Below are 17201 nucleotides of genomic sequence, written 5' to 3' on the forward strand. Positions count from 1 at the left end.
ATCGTCGTTAAGCAGGAGGTGTTAAGGAAAGTCCTACGTGTTCGGGGAATTCAGTTCTTTAGTCTCAGCGCCGTGGAAAACGGAAACCTATTCGATACGGGTTCCGGGTTCGAACTGGTGTTTACTTCTGAGACTACAAAACATGAAAGCCATTACTCCCCATCATTTTCGTTATTCGCGTTTATCGGCAGCCGTAAAGCTGATGGCTGTTGCGCCGCTGTATCTTTTGAGTGAACAGGCGCTGTCGGCGGTCATCGTGGACGGCAACGTAGGCACCGGCCAACTTGACGTTTATCCCGGAGCAGGTGCTCAGGCCTATATTGCGCGAAATAATGCGACCCTCAACATTCATCAAGATGCCATCGTTCAAGAAATACAGGCTAACAACGGCTCGACGCTGACCATTTCGGGCGCCACGGTGAACTCGACGCACAGCTCCCAGGCAGCTGTAGCGCTCAGTAACTCGAACGCCACGATCACAGACGCGAATGTGACCAGCTACACCAGTGGCGGCTTGAGCGTTGCTCATCAACCAGGCACTGCCACAGGCTCTCACGCTCAAGTCAGCAGGAGTGAAATTACGGGCGCGACTTACGGCGCCAACGTTACCTCCCACAGTCTGCTGGAGCTGAATGACTCCACGGTGACCGGCAGCAGCCAGCAGGGCTTGAGGCTGCTGGGGGGCGCGGCCATTGCCAGGGGCAGTGAAATCAAGGGGGCGACGGCTGGTGTCGTTATGGCGCGAGAGAGCTCGACATCCGTTGAGTCGCCACACCTGACCCTGGACGGTTCACGTGTTGAGGGGCTTGGCGGCCCGGCCATCTCTGTGTTGAGCCCTGTCACCGCCGAAATTGACGTGACCAATGGTTCGTCCCTGAGCGGCCAGAACGGCAATATGCTGGAACTGAGCGGTGGCGGCTCGGCCAACATGCGCGTCAATAACAGCGCGCTCACCGGCGACATTCAAGTGGGCACAGGCAGCGCCCTGGACCTGAACATGGATTTCGCCTTCATGAACGGCGATATCATCAACAGCGGCGGCACCGCCAATGTTGGTCTGAACAACGGCTCAGTGCTGACCGGGCGCCTGGACAATGTCGACAAACTGTCGGTCAACAGCGACGCCACTTGGGTAATGGTGGATGGCCAACAGGCGCTCAATGCGTTGTCGATGAATGGCGGTAACGTTAAGTTCGGCGACTCGGCCGCCTTTTATAAGTTGGACGTGGCTAACTTGTCCGGCACCGGCGGCACGTTCATCATGAAGGCGGATTTCGGCTCGATGACCGGCGACTTTCTCAATGTAACGGGCACCTCCGCCGGTAACCATCAGTTGTTGATCGCCAGTACGGGCGTCGATCCGTTGACCGAGCGTCTGCAGATGGTGCACACCGCCGACGGCGTGGCGAACTTCAGCCTGGTGGGAGGGCGGGTCGACCGCGGCACCTATTCCTATGACCTGGTGGCAGACAACCAAAACCATGATTGGTACCTTGACCCGGACAACAAGGTCATCAGCCCGAGCACCAACTCTGTATTGGCCTTGTTCAACGCGGCGCCGAGTGTGTTGTTGGGCGAAATGACCAACCTGCGTACGCGCATGGGTGAGTTGCGTTTCAATGGCGGCCAGACCGCCGGCTTGTGGACCCGCGCCTATGGCAATAAATATGAAGTGTCCAACGACAAGACGGGCCTGGGCTATAACCAGAACCAGCGCGGCTTTACCCTGGGTGCGGATGCGCCGCTGGAGGCTGGCGATGGGCAATGGCTGATCGGCGCAATGGCCGGCCACAGCCAATCGGACCTGGACCTGAACCTGGGCAGCAAAGCCACCATCAACAGTTACTACCTGGGCGGCTACGCAACGTGGCTGGACAGCGAAAGCGGCTTTTACTTCGACGGCGTGCTCAAGTTCAACCGCTTGCACAATGAATCCAACGTGGCCATGAGCGACGGCAAGAAGAGTAAAGGCAACTACACGCAAAACGCCATGGGCGCCTCGGCGGAGTTCGGCCGTCATATCACGCTGGATGACGGTTATTTCGTCGAACCCTACGGCCAATTGGCGGCGGTGATCACCCAGGCCCAGAGCTACACACTGGACAACGGCCTGCAAGCCAAGGGTGACCGTTCGAGTTCGGTGATCGGTGAGTTGGGCGTCACTGCCGGCAATAACATCCAACTCGACAGCGGCGGCGTGCTGCAGCCTTACTTGAAAGCCGCGGTCGCCCATGAGTTTGACCAGAGCAACAAGGTGTTCGTCAACGACAATGCGTTTAACAACGACTTGTCGGGTTCACGTTTGAAACTGGGGGCGGGTGTGGCGCTGTCGGTATCGCAGGCATTGAGCGTGCATGCGGACGTGGAGCGCAGCGTGGGCAAGAATATCAAGCAACCCCTGGGTGTGAATGTGGGGCTTCGCTACGCGTTCTAAGTGTCGTCGGGGCTGATTTCCGTTCGTCAGGCAAACCGCTAACCTGTCAAATCTGACAGTAGGCGGTTTGTTTTTTTGGGTGCTAACTGGATGGGCATTCCTTATCAGGAGATTCCCATGCATTATTTTATTAATAAAAAAGTTATGCGTGCCGTGCCCAGGCTATTGGTTGCCTCGGGCATGGCCGTATGGGTGGCCGCGTGTTCAAGCAGCCCTTCCGAGCCGTTGTCCGAGTACCCAAGCCTTGACCCTCCCTGCACAAGTGCTGGGTGGTTTAAAAGCGTATCGCCCAGTTGGTATTATTTATGCCGTAAAAGTACTTCTGGTGATCGATGGATAAGGCATCCGAGGCAATGCGTACCGAACACTACTAACTTTGATCCGGTTCTTGGACGCTGTGTATAAAACCCTTAAATGAACAGGCCTCTCTTCCTTACGGTAGAGAGGCCTTTTTTATTGCCTTAGGAATCGTAGTGTCGGGTGGCAATATCACCACCCAGCAGCGTTTTTAACAATAAGCCTATGGCTGCTCCACAACCAAAATATCATCCAGTGAAAATTCTGCCCCTGAGTAGGTACTCTTGAAGTAGATGCGCATAGGCAAGAACTGAGAGGGAACTCCGGCAGGCAATGAAAAGGTCCTCGAATGTGAGGTCCACACACCTGGGTTAACATGGACGAACGTCTGTGACTGAGTGCCGAACTCTATGAAAACCTGGGGTTGATAGGGGTTCAGGTCCACCTTCATCTTGAAGCTCAAGTCGTAGGTTTTACCGCTCTTGATATAAAAGGTTTTAATGACGCCGGGAGCGACAGGGCTGCCGTTATTCAGTTTTACATACCAGAAATTATTGTTATTGATATTTCTGATTACGCCCGTACCGTTGATGATATTGGCCCATCCGTTCCAGGACAATAATTCAAAGTCTGTCAAATCATAGAGCCGAAGCGCTTTGATGATGTAGTTGCTCAACGGAAAGGACTTGGCGTTCAGTTCATTTGAATTACCATCGAAAGTGACGGCTGCCTTTGCCGTAACCTGGCTGTCATCGGCGAGTGCGGTAAACCAACTGCGCATGGCCTTTTCATTCACTATCCCGTTGTCGGCTTGGGTTTGGTCGATCGGATGGCCGTTCAACAGTGTTAAGGGTATTGCACCAACACTATGGAGCCTGAGCCAGATCCGTTGGTCTTTTCTGCTCAACAGCCACCGCGCCACGTCCACCCAGCAGTCGGTGTTGAATCTGTTCAAGTCGACGATTGAGCCGGGTTTCAGGCCATTGAGTCTTGGCTGCGGCAGTGGATTGCCGCCGGGTAGTTCATCGAAGTCCAGTACGCGCAGATTCAGTGCCCTGGAGTCATCGGTGACGCCGTTGGTGGTGACATGATACAGAAGACGCAGGACGCTCCCAACGTGGTCACCGATCACACTGTTGGAGAACTTGAAATCGACGAAACCTGTGGTGGGGTTGCCGTATTGGGGCGTTATGGACGGCAGCGTCGCACCGGGTTTGCCCAGCAGTTCGAGCTTAATGAGATCGTTCGAAGACATCGGTGCAAACTGCACGCGCGCCGTCACCTCGGGAGTGTTGTCAGCAATCACCGGGCTGATCGTCGCGTTTTCGTCGTCCACCGGCGTGCTGTTGTAAACGAGGGGCGCAGGTAGATGGCGCACTGCGAGGATTTTCATGGGCACGGTGTACGAAAAGCGTGTTGCAACGCTTGGGCGGGAGCGGTCGTAGAAAATATTCATGAATTGATTTAGCCGGATGTACTGGCGCTCGAGCGTGAAAGGCAGCGGCCGGCCTTCCCAAGTGCGTGAGACAAAGAAGGGTTGCGGCGGAGCGCTTCCTCCGTTGCCTTCAGCATGCAGGGTGACCGTATCCCCCACTTTGATATCCTTGTTGGGGTCGACCTCAATGGTGGCATCGCCGGTGGATTGGTTCAGATTAAGCACGTAATCAGGCGGCAGCGCTTCATGCACCCTCGGTTCGGGCAGTGCGGCCTCGGAGGCACCGACATAAACCGTTGTGTCCGGGGATGGCCGTATTCCCTCGCTATTCTCACTCGTATAAAAGGCTGTCAGGCTGCCCCCTGCCAATTTGGCAATATCACCCTCGGGGCCATTGACAATCGAGAACACCACATTGCCTGCGCCTGCATTCTTGGATTCTTCGTGGTAGTAAAACTTGCCGTTAGGGTAGCGGCCCAGCAGCTTCAGCGTGATGCGGTCAAAGAAATCCTGTCCGTGAGATTTACGGATGTCAATGTTAACGACGGGGGTATCAGCAGGCAGTGTTTCACCGACAGCCTCCCGAAATATCGGGGCGTAGAGCCCACCGGGAAGGGCGCTGCCGATCACTCTGACCTGGGTGAGGTGTGAGCCTCTATTCGGCGCGCCAAAGCGAATGCGCTCATAGCGAAGTCGAGCCTGCCCTCTGATCAACGGGACCAGGTCGCTTACCGGGCATGGAATTTTGAGCTGGCGCGTCGTGGTGGATGTCAGGGGATCGGAACTGTAGGTTTTCTTTTTCACCGTTTGCCCATCCACCGTCCTACCAGTGAGGGTCACCTTGATCACGTCGCCCAACAGGTAGGCGTTACCCGCGATTAGAATGATGATTGTCACGAAGGCACCAACGACCTCGTCGAGGTTGAGGATGTCTTCCGGAGCCTCATCGAAGAAGCAGTGGGGCAACAATGGCTCTGAACCATCGTTCAAGAATACCTGGATGAATTCGGGGAGCGACCAGCCGTCCGAATAGTTTCCGCACTCATCAATCACGTTCCACTCAGCGACGTGAGAGCCGCTGCCGATCTGGCGCCACTGTTCAATGCACAACCTGAAAACAATGTCGTCAAAGTTATCCGCTTCTGCCTGCGACACCTCGTGCTTGAATAATGCGTCGCCGATTTTAAGGCGAACAGCATCACGCACGGCCCGATGGGTACGGGGTGACAATGAGGTATCGGCGGGGTAGTAGGGGACGCGAATCTCTATGCAGTTTTGCGCGTCGTCTTCTGTAACGCCAAAGTCGAGAAATTCTTGGGGAATGAGCGGCTTGGGCAGGTTCGGGTTTACAAAACTGTGGTCGTCCGGGTTTTTTCCGGCAGGTTCCACCTTATCGACCTTCAGCGTGAATTTTCTGGTTTCTCCTACCGCATTGCCGAGGCGTGTGACCTTGATGAACGCGGTGACAATGCCATCGGTGATCACATTTTGGGGTACGAACAGCACAATCAACTCAGCATTATCCACTTCATGCTGATGGATGGTGGTGGACGCGACGGCTTTGGTCAGATCACCAAAGAACAGTTCCACGAAATCCAGCGCTGCCATTTCCAGAAATGGCAGCAAGGCGATCAGTAGTCCCTCGATATGGGTCGTTATTGCGGCGAGATTGATACCTGCATCGACGCCTTGCACCGGCTGGGTACTTGCGGGGATATACAATACCAAGTCTTCGAGGCGAACCTTTTTGAAGGCTTGCGTCGAGTTGAGAGATACGTCCGAGGGGCGTGGCACCAGGTAACGAGGATCAATGAAAGTACGCCGTGCAGCCTGTTTCTTTTTTTGTTGTTGCTTGGAGGCGTACGGTGCAAGCAGTGATCGCCCCTGTGCAAGCTTGATCAAGCGTTGGCCGGGCGGCGTGGAAGATTCTTCTTCGTTATCCATGATGGAACCCTCTGCAGTCAGTGAGGAACTCAATGTCTACGGCCCATTTACTGAGTGGGAGTAGCTGCGAAGAGGTGTAACGCGGAACTCGGGGGGCAACCAGCTGTGAGAATTGACAGTGCCGACAAACGGTAACGGTTGTCAGGGTTGACGATTCCAATACCGGAACAATGGCTCCGCCAGAAACAGTACAAATAACAATCGCATCACCTGCATGGCCGTGACCAGTGGTACCGACAATTGCAGGGTTTCGGCGGTGAGGCTCATTTCGGCAATACCGCCGGGCATCATGCCCAGGGTCAGCGAGCGCAGGTCCAGGTGGGTCAGGGCACTCAGGCCCACAGCCGCCAATGTCGCCAGCGCCATGGTCAAGGCGGTGCCGATCAACGTGCGGGCCATGAAGGATGGAGCCCTGCGAAAGAACTGTCGGTTGAAGTGGCAGCCCAACCCGCTGCCGATCAACCACTGGCCAATCTGGCTGCCGCCGTCGGGCAAACCGATATGCAAGTCCCAGACGACACTGGCCGTCGCACTCACCAGCAACGGCCCGAACAGCCAGGGATTGGGCTGGCGCAAACGCTGCCAGCCCCAGGCCACCAGCGCGCCCATCGGAAACAGCATCAAAAGCCAAGTCCAGCTCACCGGTGCCGGGTGAAACTGCGGTGTCCCGCCTTCAAGCAAATACTTGAAGATCGCCGGCACACACAGCACCACCACCAGCACCCGCAGACTTTGCCCCGCCGCCACACGGCTGAGCACCGCGCCGTTGCGCGCACCGAGGTTGACCATCTCGCCGGAGCCGCCCGGCATGCTCGAAAAAAACGCCGTGGCGCGGTCTTCGCCGCTGCGACGCATCAACCACACACCGACCACGCTCGACAGGCTGGTGACCAGCGCGCCGAAGAAGATCAGGCCGAAGTGGCTCATCACCTGCTCGATCACCACCGGTGTGAAGTGCAGGCCGATGCCGATGCCCACCACCCATTGGCCGCATTTGCGCCCGCCGGGAATCTCCGCCAATTGCCACGGCGTGAGGCAGCGCACCAGGATGATCGCCAGCAACGAGCCGACCATGTACGGCAACGGCCAGCCGACGAGGCTGGCCAGGTAACCGCCGGTCAGGCCGACCAGCGGTGTTCCCCACCAATGTTTAAAAGTGACCTCAGACATCGGCCAGGGCACGACGCTGCAAGGCACGTTTACGGTAGATGCGCACCAGCGGGAACATCAGCATCAACGCGGTCAGTACCCATACACCAAAGGTGATCGGGCTCGACCACAGGATCTCCAGCGCGCCGTTGGAGATCGACAGCGCCCGGCGCAGGTTCTGCTCCATCAGGCCGCCGAGGATAAAGCCCAGCAGCACCGGCGACAGCGGGAAGTCGAGCTTGCGCAGGATGTAGCCGAAGATGCCGATGCCGACCATCAGGAACAGGTCGAAGGTGGTGGCGTGCACCGCGTATACACCGATCGCGGTGATGATGGCGATCACCGGCACCAGCGCCCAGTTCGGCACGGCGAGGATACGGGTGAAGATGCGGATCATCGGGATGTTGAGGATCACCAGCATGATGTTGGCGATGAACAACGAGGCGATCAGGCCCCAGACAATGTCCGGTTGCTGCTGGAACAGCAGCGGGCCCGGGGTGATGTTGTACAGCGACAATGCGCCGATCATCACCGCCGTGGTGCCCGAACCAGGCACGCCCAGGGTCAGCATCGGCACCAGCGCACCGCAGGCAGAGGCGCCGATCGCGGTTTCCGGCGCGGCGAGACCGCGCATGTCGCCCTGGCCGAATTTACCGCTGGCACCGGCCAGGCGTTTCTCGGTCATGTAGGCAACGGCCGAGGCCAACGTTGCACCCGCGCCCGGCAGCACACCCATGATGAAGCCGAGCAGGCCGCAACGGATGTTGACTACGAAAACGGAAGACGCTTCCTTCAGGTTGAACATCATCCGTCCGGTGGCCTTCACGGCCTCCTGGCCACGGTGGGTTTTTTCCAGCAGCAACAGGATCTCGCTGATGGAGAACAGACCCAGCACCAACACCACGAACTGGATGCCGTCGGTCAGGTGAATGTTATCCCCGGTAAAACGGTACACGCCGCTGTTGGCGTCGATGCCCACGGCCGACAGGAACAGGCCGATCAACGCCGCCACGAAGGTCTTCAAGGGTTTGTCACCGGCCATGCCGCCCAGACAGACAATCGCGAACACCATCAGTACGAAATATTCCGCCGGGCCGAAGGCAATCGCCCATTTGGCCAGCAGCGGCGCAAACAGCACCATGCCGCAGGTGGCGATGAATGCGCCGATGAACGAACTCCAGGCCGACAATGACAGGGCCACGCCGGCCAGGCCTTTGCGGGCCATCGGGTAGCCGTCGAGGGTGGTCATCACGGTGGAGGCTTCGCCCGGAATGTTCAGCAGGATCGAGCTGATACGGCCGCCGTACTCGCAACCCAGGTACACGGCGGCCAGCAGGATCAGCGCCGACTCCGGCGGCAGGCCGAGGGCGAAGGCGATGGGTATCAACAGCGCCACGCCGTTGATCGGCCCCAGGCCCGGCAACAGGCCGACCACGGTGCCGATCAAGGTGCCGCACAACGCGGTTATGAGGTTGTAAGGGGACAGTGCAACGCCGAAGCCCTGGCCCAAGTAGCCGAAAGTATCCATGTCAGTTCTCCAGAACGTCGAGCAGGCCAAGGGGCAGCGGCACATCCATGACTTTATCGAACAGCAGGTAAAGACCGATGGCCATCAGGCCGACGATCACCACGCTGGGCAACCAGCGGCCGCCATACAGGCGTGCCATCGGGATGCCGATCAGCAGGCTGCTGAGGATGAAACCCAGGGGTTCGAAGGTGCCGGCGAACACGATCAACAGCGCGACGCACACGCCGATCTTGATCAGCGTGGCGCGGTCCAGCGCCGGTTCTTCTTCGGTGTGTTTGGTCGCTTGCGGGCGAATCAGCATGTAGATCAGCGCCAGGCTCATCAGCCCGAGCATCAGCAGCGGGAAGGCGCGTGGCCCGACCGGCTCGTAGGAAAAGGCTGCCTGATACGGCCAGGCCATCAGCGCCAGGCCGGCGCAGGCCAGCAGCAGCACGGCGGCAAAAATGCGTTGTATGAGCATAGGACACTCCTGCGCCACGCACTATAGGAGCGAGCTTGCTCGCGAAAAACGTCAACGATAACGCGTGCATTCTGGATATACGCGGTGCCTGTGAGGTCTTCGCGAGCAAGAACTAGGCGTCCCCCTCGCTCCTACAGTTACAGTGGCATTGCGGACGGGGGCGATTACTGGATCAGGCCGAACTCTTTGGCCAGTACTTTGTAGTCCGCCACCTGTTTCTTCACGTAGGTGTCCAGCTCCGGGCCGGTCATGGCGAACGGGAACAGCTCGCGCTGGTCACGCAGCTTGGCGAACTCTTCGGAGGCCAGCAGCTTGTCGAAGGCGTCTTTCCACCAGGCGTAGTCGGCATCGCTGACTTTTGGCCCGAGGTAGAAACCGCGCACCACTGGCCAGACGATGTCGTAGCCTTGCTCTTTGGCGGTCGGAATGTTCTTCATTTCCGGCTCGTCCAGGCGTTTCTCGGAGAACACCGCCAGCAGGCGCATGTCGCCGCTCAGGATGTGCGGCATGGAGTCGGAGATGTCGGTACTGCCCACCTGGATATGACCACCGAGCAGGGCGGTGGCGATTTCACCGCCGCCTTCCATGGCCACGTAACGCAGCTCGCGTGGGTTGATCCCGGCGGCCTTGGCGATCAGCGCGGTTTGCATCCAGTCCTGGCTGCCGACGGTGCCGCCGGAACCGATCACGACGCTGCCCGGATCTTTTTTCAAGGCTTGGACCAGATCGTCGAGGGTCTTGTAGGGCGAGTCGGCTTTCACGGCGATGGCACCGTAGCTGGTGCCGACTGCTGCCAGCCAACGCACGGCGCTCTCATCGAAGCGCCCGAACTTGCCCTGTGCCAGGTTCAACAGCGAACCGCTGGACCACGCCACCAGGGTGCCGCCGTCCGCCGGGCGCTGGGCGACCACGGCGTTGTACGCCACCGCGCCTACGCCACCTGGCATGTAGGTCACGCGCATCGGTTTGCTCAACAGTTTTTCGTTGACCAGTGCGCTTTGCACCAGTTTGCAGGTCAGGTCGAAACCGCCGCCAGGGGAGGCCGGGGCGATGCATTCGGGGCGCTTGGGTTCTTCGGCGGCCAGCAGGTGGCCGGCGAACAGCATGCAGCCGGCAGCGAGGGCGAGTTTACGTAGGGGGAACGTCATGTGTGTCTCCATTTATTGTTCTTATTTGGCGAAAACGCTTCGAGGCGTTTTTCGGGTGCTATCGCTCAATAGCTTGGCGGGCGTAACCTGCCGTCGCCTGATGCTAAACGGCGAAGCTTTCAGTAACCTTTCAACTGCCTTTCACTGTTTTCGGGCTTCACAGGGCAGTCGGCGCCTGTAAACTGCCTCGCAAAGCGTGGCGCCGACCACCCCGAATAAGGTAGAAATCCATGCGTGTCCTTCTGGTAGAAGACCACCTGCAGCTCGCCGAAAGTGTGGCCCAGGCGCTCAAGAGCACGGGTTTGACCGTCGATGTGCTGCACGATGGCGTGGCCGCGGACCTGGCCCTGAGCAGCGAGGAATACGCGGTTGTCATCCTCGATGTGGGCTTGCCGCGCATGGACGGTTTCGAGGTGCTCGCACGTTTGCGGGGCCGTGGAAAAAACCTGCCGGTGCTGATGCTGACCGCGCGCAGTGATGTGAAGGACCGCGTTCACGGCCTGAACCTGGGGGCTGACGACTACCTCGCCAAACCTTTCGAGCTGACGGAGCTGGAAGCGCGGGTCAAGGCGCTGCTGCGACGCAGCGTGTTGGGCGGGGAGCGGCAGCAGACCTGCGGCGTGCTGGTCTACGACCTCGATACCCGGCGGTTCACCGTCGGCGGCGAGCTGATGACGCTCACCTCCCGTGAACAGGCGGTGCTCGAAGCGCTGATCGCCCGCCCGGGACGGGTGATGAGCAAGGAGCAGTTGGCCTCCCAAGTGTTCGGCCTGGACGAAGAGGCCAGCCCCGATGCCATCGAAATCTACGTGCACCGCCTACGCAAGAAACTTGACGGCCAGCCTATCGCCATCGTGACCTTCCGGGGCCTCGGCTATTTGCTGGAAGCCCGCGATGCATAAGCCCAGCAGCCTGCGCTGGCGTCTGTTATGGAACCTGGCGTTGCTGCTGGTGTTGCTGATGTTGGCCAGCGGCATGAGTGCCTACTGGAATGGCCGCGAGGCCGCCGACACCGCCTACGACCGTACGCTGCTGGCCTCGGCGCGCACTATCGCCGCCGGCTTGACCGAGGTGGATGGCACCTTGAGCGCCAATGTGCCTTATGTGGCCCTGGACACCTTTGCCTACGACAGCGCCGGGCGTATTTATTACCAGGTCAATGACATCGACCAGAAGCTCATCTCCGGCTACGAAAACCTTCCCGGCCCGCCACCCGGCACGCCGCGCACCGACGATTATCCGGCGCTGGCGCGCTTCTACGACGCTGTCTACCAGGGCCAGCAGGTGCGCGTGGTCAGCTTGCTCAAGGCCGTATCCGAACCGAACATGAACGGCATGGCCGAAATCCGTGTCGCCGAGACCGATGAAGCGCGCGTGAGCATGGCCCGCAGCCTGATGGCCGATACCTTGCTGCGCCTGGGTATGCTCGCCATCGGCGCCTTGTTGCTGGTGTGGTTTGCCGTGAGTGCGGCGCTGCGTCCGTTGGAGCGCCTGCGCACGGCGGTGGAAGAGCGCCAGCCCGATGACTTGCGGCCGCTGCCCTTGGTGGAAGTGCAGGATGAGTTTGGCCCGCTGGTGCGCTCCCTCAACCACTTCACCGAGCGCCTGCGCGGCCAGTTCGAACGCCAGGCGCAATTCATTGCCGATGCGGCCCATGAACTGCGCACGCCGCTGGCCGCGCTCAAGGCCCGGCTGGAGCTGGGCTTGCGCTCAGAGGAACCCGCCGTCTGGCGCAACACGCTGGAAACCGCGGCCCAGGGCACTGACCGCCTGACGCATCTGGCCAATCAACTATTGTCCCTGGCGCGTATTGAAAACGGCGCCCGGGCAATTGCCGAAGGCGGCGCGCAGCTGCTCGATCTCAGCCAGTTGGCCCGGGAGTTGGGCATGGCCATGGCGCCGCTGGCTCACGCACGTGGCGTGGCACTGGCGCTGGAAGCCGACGAGCCGGTGTGGCTGCGTGGAGAGCCCACCCTGTTGAACGAGTTGCTGAGCAACCTGGTGGACAATGCCCTGGCCCACACGCCGCCCGGCGGCAACGTGATCCTGCGGGTGACGGCGCCGGCGGTGCTGGAAGTTGAAGACGATGGCCCCGGTATCCCGCTGGATGAACGGGACCGGGTGTTCGAGCGTTTTTATCGCCGCAGTCAGCAGGGCATGGGCTCGGGGCTGGGGTTGGCGATTGTCGGTGAAATCTGCCGGGCGCATCTGGCGCAGATCAGCCTGCACGATGGCGAGCAGGCAGGGTTGAAAGTGCGGGTGAGTTTTATCGCGGCAGTGTAGGAGCGAGCTTGCTCGCGAAAATCGTTAACGATGACTGGGTAACCTTGAATCAATAAAACATCGAGCGGGCTTCATCCAGCTCGGTGCGCAGTTTTTCGCTGTAGGGGTCAACCCGCAGCTTTTTCATTGCAGGCACGCTGGAAACGTCCACTTTTGCCAGTGGGTGATCGGTGCCGCGATGGCAATACAGCACGGCGACCTGTACCAGGTCGATGTAATCGAGGCTGGCCGAGTCGCGCTCCAGGTCCAGGTACAGGCCAGGCAATTTCGCCAGCATCTCCGGAAAGTCCCAGACGCCCAGCAGCTTGTCGCCCAGCAGCGGATGAATGCTCTCTATCACGTGGTTGAGGCTGACCGGGTCCGCGAGCAACTCGTAGTGGTCTTCGGCATAGGTCAGGATCGGCAGTACGCCGATCTGGTGCACCAGGCCGCCAAGGGCTGCCTGGTCCGGCTTGAGCTGGCTGTGGCTGCGGCACAGGGCGTAACTCACCCCGGCGACTTCCAGGCTGCGGCGCCACACATCACGCATCTTTTGCTCGACTACGTCGGAGCGGGCGTGGAAGATCTGCTCCATCACCAGGCCGATCGCCAGGTTGCTGCTGTAGTTGGTGCCCAGTCGGGTGATGGCGGTGTGCAGGTCGGTGACTTCCTGGGTGGCGCGCAGCAAAGGGCTGTTGACTACTTTGATCAGGCGCGCCGACAGTGCGGTATCGCGACCGATGACTTTGCTCAAGTGGCTGATGCTGATGTCCGGGTCTTCGGCGGCCTGGCGAATGTTCAGGGCCACTTCCGGCAATGTCGGCAGAACCAGGTCATCGTTGTCGATGGCCTTCACCAAAGCCTGTTGGACTCTTTCCGCCAGCTTGTTCATTCATGATCTCTAGGGTGTTGCAAAAAGGTACGGCGATTAACGCTGGATCTCTCGATCGCGGTCGAGTGTGTAAGGCAGGTCGAGCAGTTGCAGGCCGGGGCCTTCCAGTGTGCCTAAATGCACATCGCCACTATCGGCAGCTTCGGCTTGCAACACGGCAAGAAGTTCAATGGTCAGGTCAGCTTTCGCTGCAATCACCACTTCGCCGATCGAGCTGTTGTGGCTGGGTGAAAACAGCGGCGTGCCTGGCTCGGGTAGTTGCGCCGCATCAAGGCGCAGGCGGTACAGGCGACGCTTGAGTTTGCCCAGGTACTGCATGCGAGCGACGATTTCCTGGCCGGTGTAGCAGCCCTTCTTGAAGCTGACGCCGCCCACGGCTTGCAGGTTGAGCATCTGTGGGATGAACAATTCGCGTGTCTGCGGCATGACCTGGCCGATGCCGGCGCGGATTTGACCCAGCAGCCATTCATTCAAGTCAGCTTGTTGCAGGTGTTCGGCCAGTTGGCTGCGTACGCTCTCGGCTTGCTCGGCTGGCGCCCAGAGTTCGGCCCGGCCAGGGGAGACGCGAATGGCGATCAGTGCATCGCTGCGGGCGACGCTGTCGGTCTCGGCCGGCAACTCAAGGCCAAGGCTGGCCAGGGCCGCGTCGGCATTCATCAGGCCAAAACGCACCCAGGCGGCACTTTCGTCGGTGAGTTTGGATTTGGAGAACACTGCGTATTTCTTCAGGTCCGCCAGTTGCGGCTCCAGCAGCTCGGTGGCCATGGCCAGTAACACGCCGTCACCTTGCAACAAAGTGCGGAAACTGGACTGCATGCGCCCTTTTTGTGTGCAGCGCGCGCCGAGGCTGGCCTGGGTATCGCTCAGGTAGTTGAGGTTACATGTCAGTTGGCCCTGAAGGAATTTGGACGCGTCGGCGCCGCGGACGGCGAGAACACCTTCGTGGGACAGGGGGCAGAAGAAAGCAGAGTCAGCCATGGGTCATCGCAGGTTAAAAAGTCATAGGTGCATCATAGAGGGGCGCCCGGCAAATGGATAGTTTCGTCGTGGGCGACCAAAGCTGACTGTTCCGGTGCCGTCGGGCCTGTATACTTGCGCCCTATTTGAGGAGCGCTCCATGGTCGAAGAAGTCGAAATCAATCGTCTCTACTGGCACAGCCGTCGCGGCATGCTGGAGTTGGACGTGTTGCTGGTGCCTTTTACCAAAGAGGTCTACGCGACGCTCGATCAGGTAGATCGCGACCTGTATGTACGGCTGCTGGAATGCGAAGACCAGGACATGTTCGGCTGGTTCATGGAACGTGCCGAGTCCGAAGACCCGGAGCTGCAGCGCATGGTCCGGATGATTCTGGATCGTGTCCAGCCCAAGTAATGTTTTCGAATGCCGCTGGCAGGCCTCACGGCTGTTGCTGGCGGCGTATCTCCTCGCCCAGCCATTCGCGTTGGGTGCGCTGTCGGCGATTGAGTTGCCTTATTCGAGCCTGGGCATACTGTTGTGTATAGCGCACGCCACCTGGGTCTTGCCGCGTTTTATCCTGTTGACTCACCGTTCGTCCGTCCGTGGCCTGCGCCGTGATGCGGATGGCTGGCAGCTATTCAGCGCTGAGCGCGGTTGGCACGGCGTGCAGTTGCGTCCCGACAGCCTGGCCTTGCCTTTGATCGTGGTGCTGCGTTATCGCGTGCCGGGGGAGTGGCGGGTGCGCACGATCTGCGTACCCAGGGACGCGCAAAGCGCCGATGTGCATCGGCGCCTGCGGGTACGCCTGAAGTTCAGCCGCCGTAGGTGGTTGGTACCAGGATAGTGTCACGGGCCTCGGGCAGCATCTGCGGGTAGTCGAGGGTGTAATGCAGGCCCCGGCTTTCCTTGCGCTCCATGGCCGAGCGGATCATCAGTTCGGCGACCTGGGCCAGGTTACGCAGCTCGATCAAGTCGCGGCTGACCTTGTAGTTACTGTAGAACTCGTCGATCTCATCCAGCAGCAAGCGTACGCGGTGCTGCGCCCGTTGCAGGCGTTTGTTGGTGCGTACGATCCCCACGTAGTCCCACATGAAGCGGCGCAGCTCGTCCCAGTTGTGCGCGATAATTACATCCTCGTCCGAATCGGTCACCTGGCTGGCGTCCCAGCGGGGCAGGGCGGCCGGCACCGGAATGCGTGGCAGCTGTTCGAGAATGTCCGCCGCCGCGGATCGCGCATAGACGAAACATTCAAGCAACGAGTTGCTGGCCATGCGGTTGGCGCCGTGCAGGCCGGTGAAGCTGGTTTCGCCGATCGCATAGAGGCCGGGTACGTCGGTGCGGCCGTGTCTGTCGACCATCACGCCGCCGCAGGTGTAGTGCGCGGCCGGCACCACGGGGATCGGGCCTTTGGTGATGTCGATGTTGAAGGCCAGGCAGCGCTCGTACACCGTGGGGAAGTGGGTCTTGATGAAAGCTTCGGGCTTGTGGCTGATGTCCAGATAGACACAGTCGACGCCCAGGCGCTTCATTTCATGGTCGATGGCGCGGGCGACGATATCGCGGGGCGCGAGCTCGGCGCGCGGGTCGAAGCGCTGCATGAAGCGTTCGCCGTTGGGTAGCTTCAAGTGCGCGCCTTCGCCACGCAGGGCTTCGGTGATCAGGAAGCTCTTGGCCTGCGGGTGATACAGGCAAGTGGGGTGGAACTGGTTGAATTCCAGGTTGGCCACACGGCACCCGGAGCGCCAGGCCATTGCGATGCCGTCGCCACAGGCGCCGTCCGGGTTACTGGTATAGAGGTAGACCTTGGCCGCGCCACCTGAAGCCAGGACAGTGAAGCGCGCGCCGTAGGTGTCGACTTCTCCGCTGCCACGGTTGAGCACGTAGGCGCCGAGGCAGCGTTCTCCGTCCAGGCCCAGACGCTTTTCGGTGATCAGGTCGACGGCGACACGCTGTTCCAGTAATTCGATGTTGGGGCGTTGCCGGGCTTGTTCGAGCAGCGTCTTGAAAATCGCAGCGCCGGTGGCGTCGGCTGCGTGGATGATGCGGCGATGGCTGTGGCCGCCTTCGCGGGTCAGGTGGAATTCGAAACCGCCGTCGTCGCTGCCCGCGTGTTCGTCACGGGTGAACGGCACGCCCTGGTCAATCAGCCATTGGATGGCTTCGCGGCTGTGCTCCACGGTGAAGCGTACCGCTTCTTCATCACACAGGCCGCCGCCGGCGTTAAGGGTGTCTTCGACATGGGACTGCACCGTATCGGTGTCGTCCAGCACGGCGGCAACACCGCCTTGGGCCCAGAACGTCGAGCCGTTGGCCAGGTCGCCTTTGCTCAGCACTGCAATGCGCAGGTGGCTGGGAAGGGTCAGCGCAAGGCTCAAGCCGGCCGCGCCGCTGCCGATCACCAGGACATCGTGTTGAAACTGTTGGCTCATTTGAAGGATTCCGCAAAAAGCGATCCGAAGGGTTGGCGCAAACAGGACGCCTGGATCGGCGAATCAAAGGGTCACACGGGCCACTAGTATATAGAGGGGTGGAGCGGCACAATAGCCGGGCATTCGTGGCAATCTGAGATTACCGTGCACGGCTCGGGTAAAACCGGGCGGTTTTGAGAAGGGAACTTTTTGCATGAGCCCTGACTCAATAGCAGGTTGCCCGAAAGCTGGGAAAACGTTGAGTTTATTGGCCCGTCGGGAGCAT

At 59.8% G+C, this 17201-nt stretch carries 13 protein-coding genes; 5 read left to right on the plus strand and 8 right to left on the minus strand.

Annotation, left to right across the window (positions count from 1 at the left end; all coding sequences use genetic code 11):
• Nucleotides 1-142 precede the first annotated feature (142 nt).
• The gene (locus tag BLL36_RS04035) at nucleotides 143-2434 is read left to right on the plus strand and encodes an autotransporter outer membrane beta-barrel domain-containing protein (protein ID WP_076950197.1); all 2292 of its coding nucleotides are present in this window, start codon (nucleotides 143-145) and stop codon (nucleotides 2432-2434) included.
• A 520-nt stretch (nucleotides 2435-2954) separates the two neighbouring features.
• Here the strand turns inward: BLL36_RS04035 and BLL36_RS04040 are convergent.
• The 5 genes from BLL36_RS04040 to BLL36_RS04060 all read right to left on the minus strand — a co-directional run bounded on the left by BLL36_RS04040 (nucleotide 2955) and on the right by BLL36_RS04060 (nucleotide 10395).
• Complete coding sequence (locus BLL36_RS04040; protein WP_076950198.1) at nucleotides 2955-6110, minus strand: carbohydrate binding domain-containing protein; 3156 nt, start codon at nucleotides 6108-6110, stop codon at nucleotides 2955-2957.
• 141 nt (nucleotides 6111-6251) lie between these two features.
• Nucleotides 6252-7280: an AbrB family transcriptional regulator gene (locus tag BLL36_RS04045; protein WP_076950199.1), complete on the minus strand. Its 1029-nt coding sequence runs from the start codon at nucleotides 7278-7280 to the stop codon at nucleotides 6252-6254.
• A complete protein-coding gene (locus BLL36_RS04050) occupies nucleotides 7273-8787 on the minus strand; it encodes a tripartite tricarboxylate transporter permease (RefSeq protein WP_076950201.1) in 1515 nt (504 codons plus the stop codon). The genes BLL36_RS04045 and BLL36_RS04050 overlap by 8 nt, the downstream gene beginning before the upstream one ends.
• Nucleotide 8788: 1 nt before the next feature.
• Nucleotides 8789-9247, minus strand: a complete 459-nt coding sequence (locus BLL36_RS04055) for a tripartite tricarboxylate transporter TctB family protein (protein ID WP_076950202.1) — start codon at nucleotides 9245-9247, stop codon at nucleotides 8789-8791.
• A gap of 164 nt (nucleotides 9248-9411) precedes the next feature.
• Nucleotides 9412-10395 (minus strand): Bug family tripartite tricarboxylate transporter substrate binding protein, encoded by a 984-nt coding sequence (locus BLL36_RS04060; protein WP_076950203.1) that lies wholly within the window; start codon nucleotides 10393-10395, stop codon nucleotides 9412-9414.
• A gap of 230 nt (nucleotides 10396-10625) precedes the next feature.
• Here BLL36_RS04060 and BLL36_RS04065 point away from each other — a divergent pair, with 230 nt between their 5' ends.
• Both BLL36_RS04065 and BLL36_RS04070 read left to right on the plus strand, forming a co-directional pair.
• On the plus strand, nucleotides 10626-11297 hold the full coding sequence (locus BLL36_RS04065; protein ID WP_076950204.1) for a response regulator: 672 nt from the start codon (nucleotides 10626-10628) through the stop codon (nucleotides 11295-11297).
• Complete coding sequence (locus BLL36_RS04070; protein ID WP_076950206.1) at nucleotides 11290-12678, plus strand: sensor histidine kinase; 1389 nt, start codon at nucleotides 11290-11292, stop codon at nucleotides 12676-12678. Before BLL36_RS04065 ends, BLL36_RS04070 begins: the two co-directional genes overlap by 8 nt.
• A gap of 49 nt (nucleotides 12679-12727) precedes the next feature.
• On the opposite strand, the gene BLL36_RS04075 is transcribed toward BLL36_RS04070, so the two are convergent.
• Nucleotides 12728-13549, minus strand: a complete 822-nt coding sequence (locus BLL36_RS04075; protein ID WP_076950207.1) for an HDOD domain-containing protein — start codon at nucleotides 13547-13549, stop codon at nucleotides 12728-12730.
• Nucleotides 13550-13585: 36 nt separating this feature from the next.
• Nucleotides 13586-14527 carry a CAF17-like 4Fe-4S cluster assembly/insertion protein YgfZ gene (ygfZ, locus tag BLL36_RS04080; protein WP_076950208.1) on the minus strand — a complete coding sequence of 314 codons (942 nt, stop codon included), beginning with the start codon at nucleotides 14525-14527 and terminating at the stop codon, nucleotides 13586-13588.
• Nucleotides 14528-14666: 139 nt separating this feature from the next.
• On the opposite strand from ygfZ, the gene BLL36_RS04085 reads away from it, so the two are divergent.
• Together BLL36_RS04085 and BLL36_RS04090 are read left to right on the plus strand one after the other, a co-directional pair.
• Complete coding sequence (locus BLL36_RS04085) at nucleotides 14667-14921, plus strand: FAD assembly factor SdhE (protein ID WP_076950210.1); 255 nt, start codon at nucleotides 14667-14669, stop codon at nucleotides 14919-14921.
• A complete protein-coding gene (locus BLL36_RS04090; protein ID WP_076950211.1) occupies nucleotides 14905-15351 on the plus strand; it encodes a protein YgfX in 447 nt (148 codons plus the stop codon). The genes BLL36_RS04085 and BLL36_RS04090 overlap by 17 nt, the downstream gene beginning before the upstream one ends.
• On the opposite strand, the gene nadB is transcribed toward BLL36_RS04090, so the two are convergent.
• Nucleotides 15320-16936 carry an L-aspartate oxidase gene (nadB, locus tag BLL36_RS04095; RefSeq protein WP_076950213.1) on the minus strand — a complete coding sequence of 539 codons (1617 nt, stop codon included), beginning with the start codon at nucleotides 16934-16936 and terminating at the stop codon, nucleotides 15320-15322. The genes BLL36_RS04090 and nadB overlap by 32 nt on opposite strands.
• Nucleotides 16937-17201: the final 265 nt, after the last annotated feature.

Origin of the sequence: Pseudomonas cedrina subsp. cedrina (assembly GCF_001983175.1) — a bacterium.
Classification (GTDB): Bacteria; Pseudomonadota; Gammaproteobacteria; order Pseudomonadales; family Pseudomonadaceae; genus Aquipseudomonas; species Aquipseudomonas cedrina.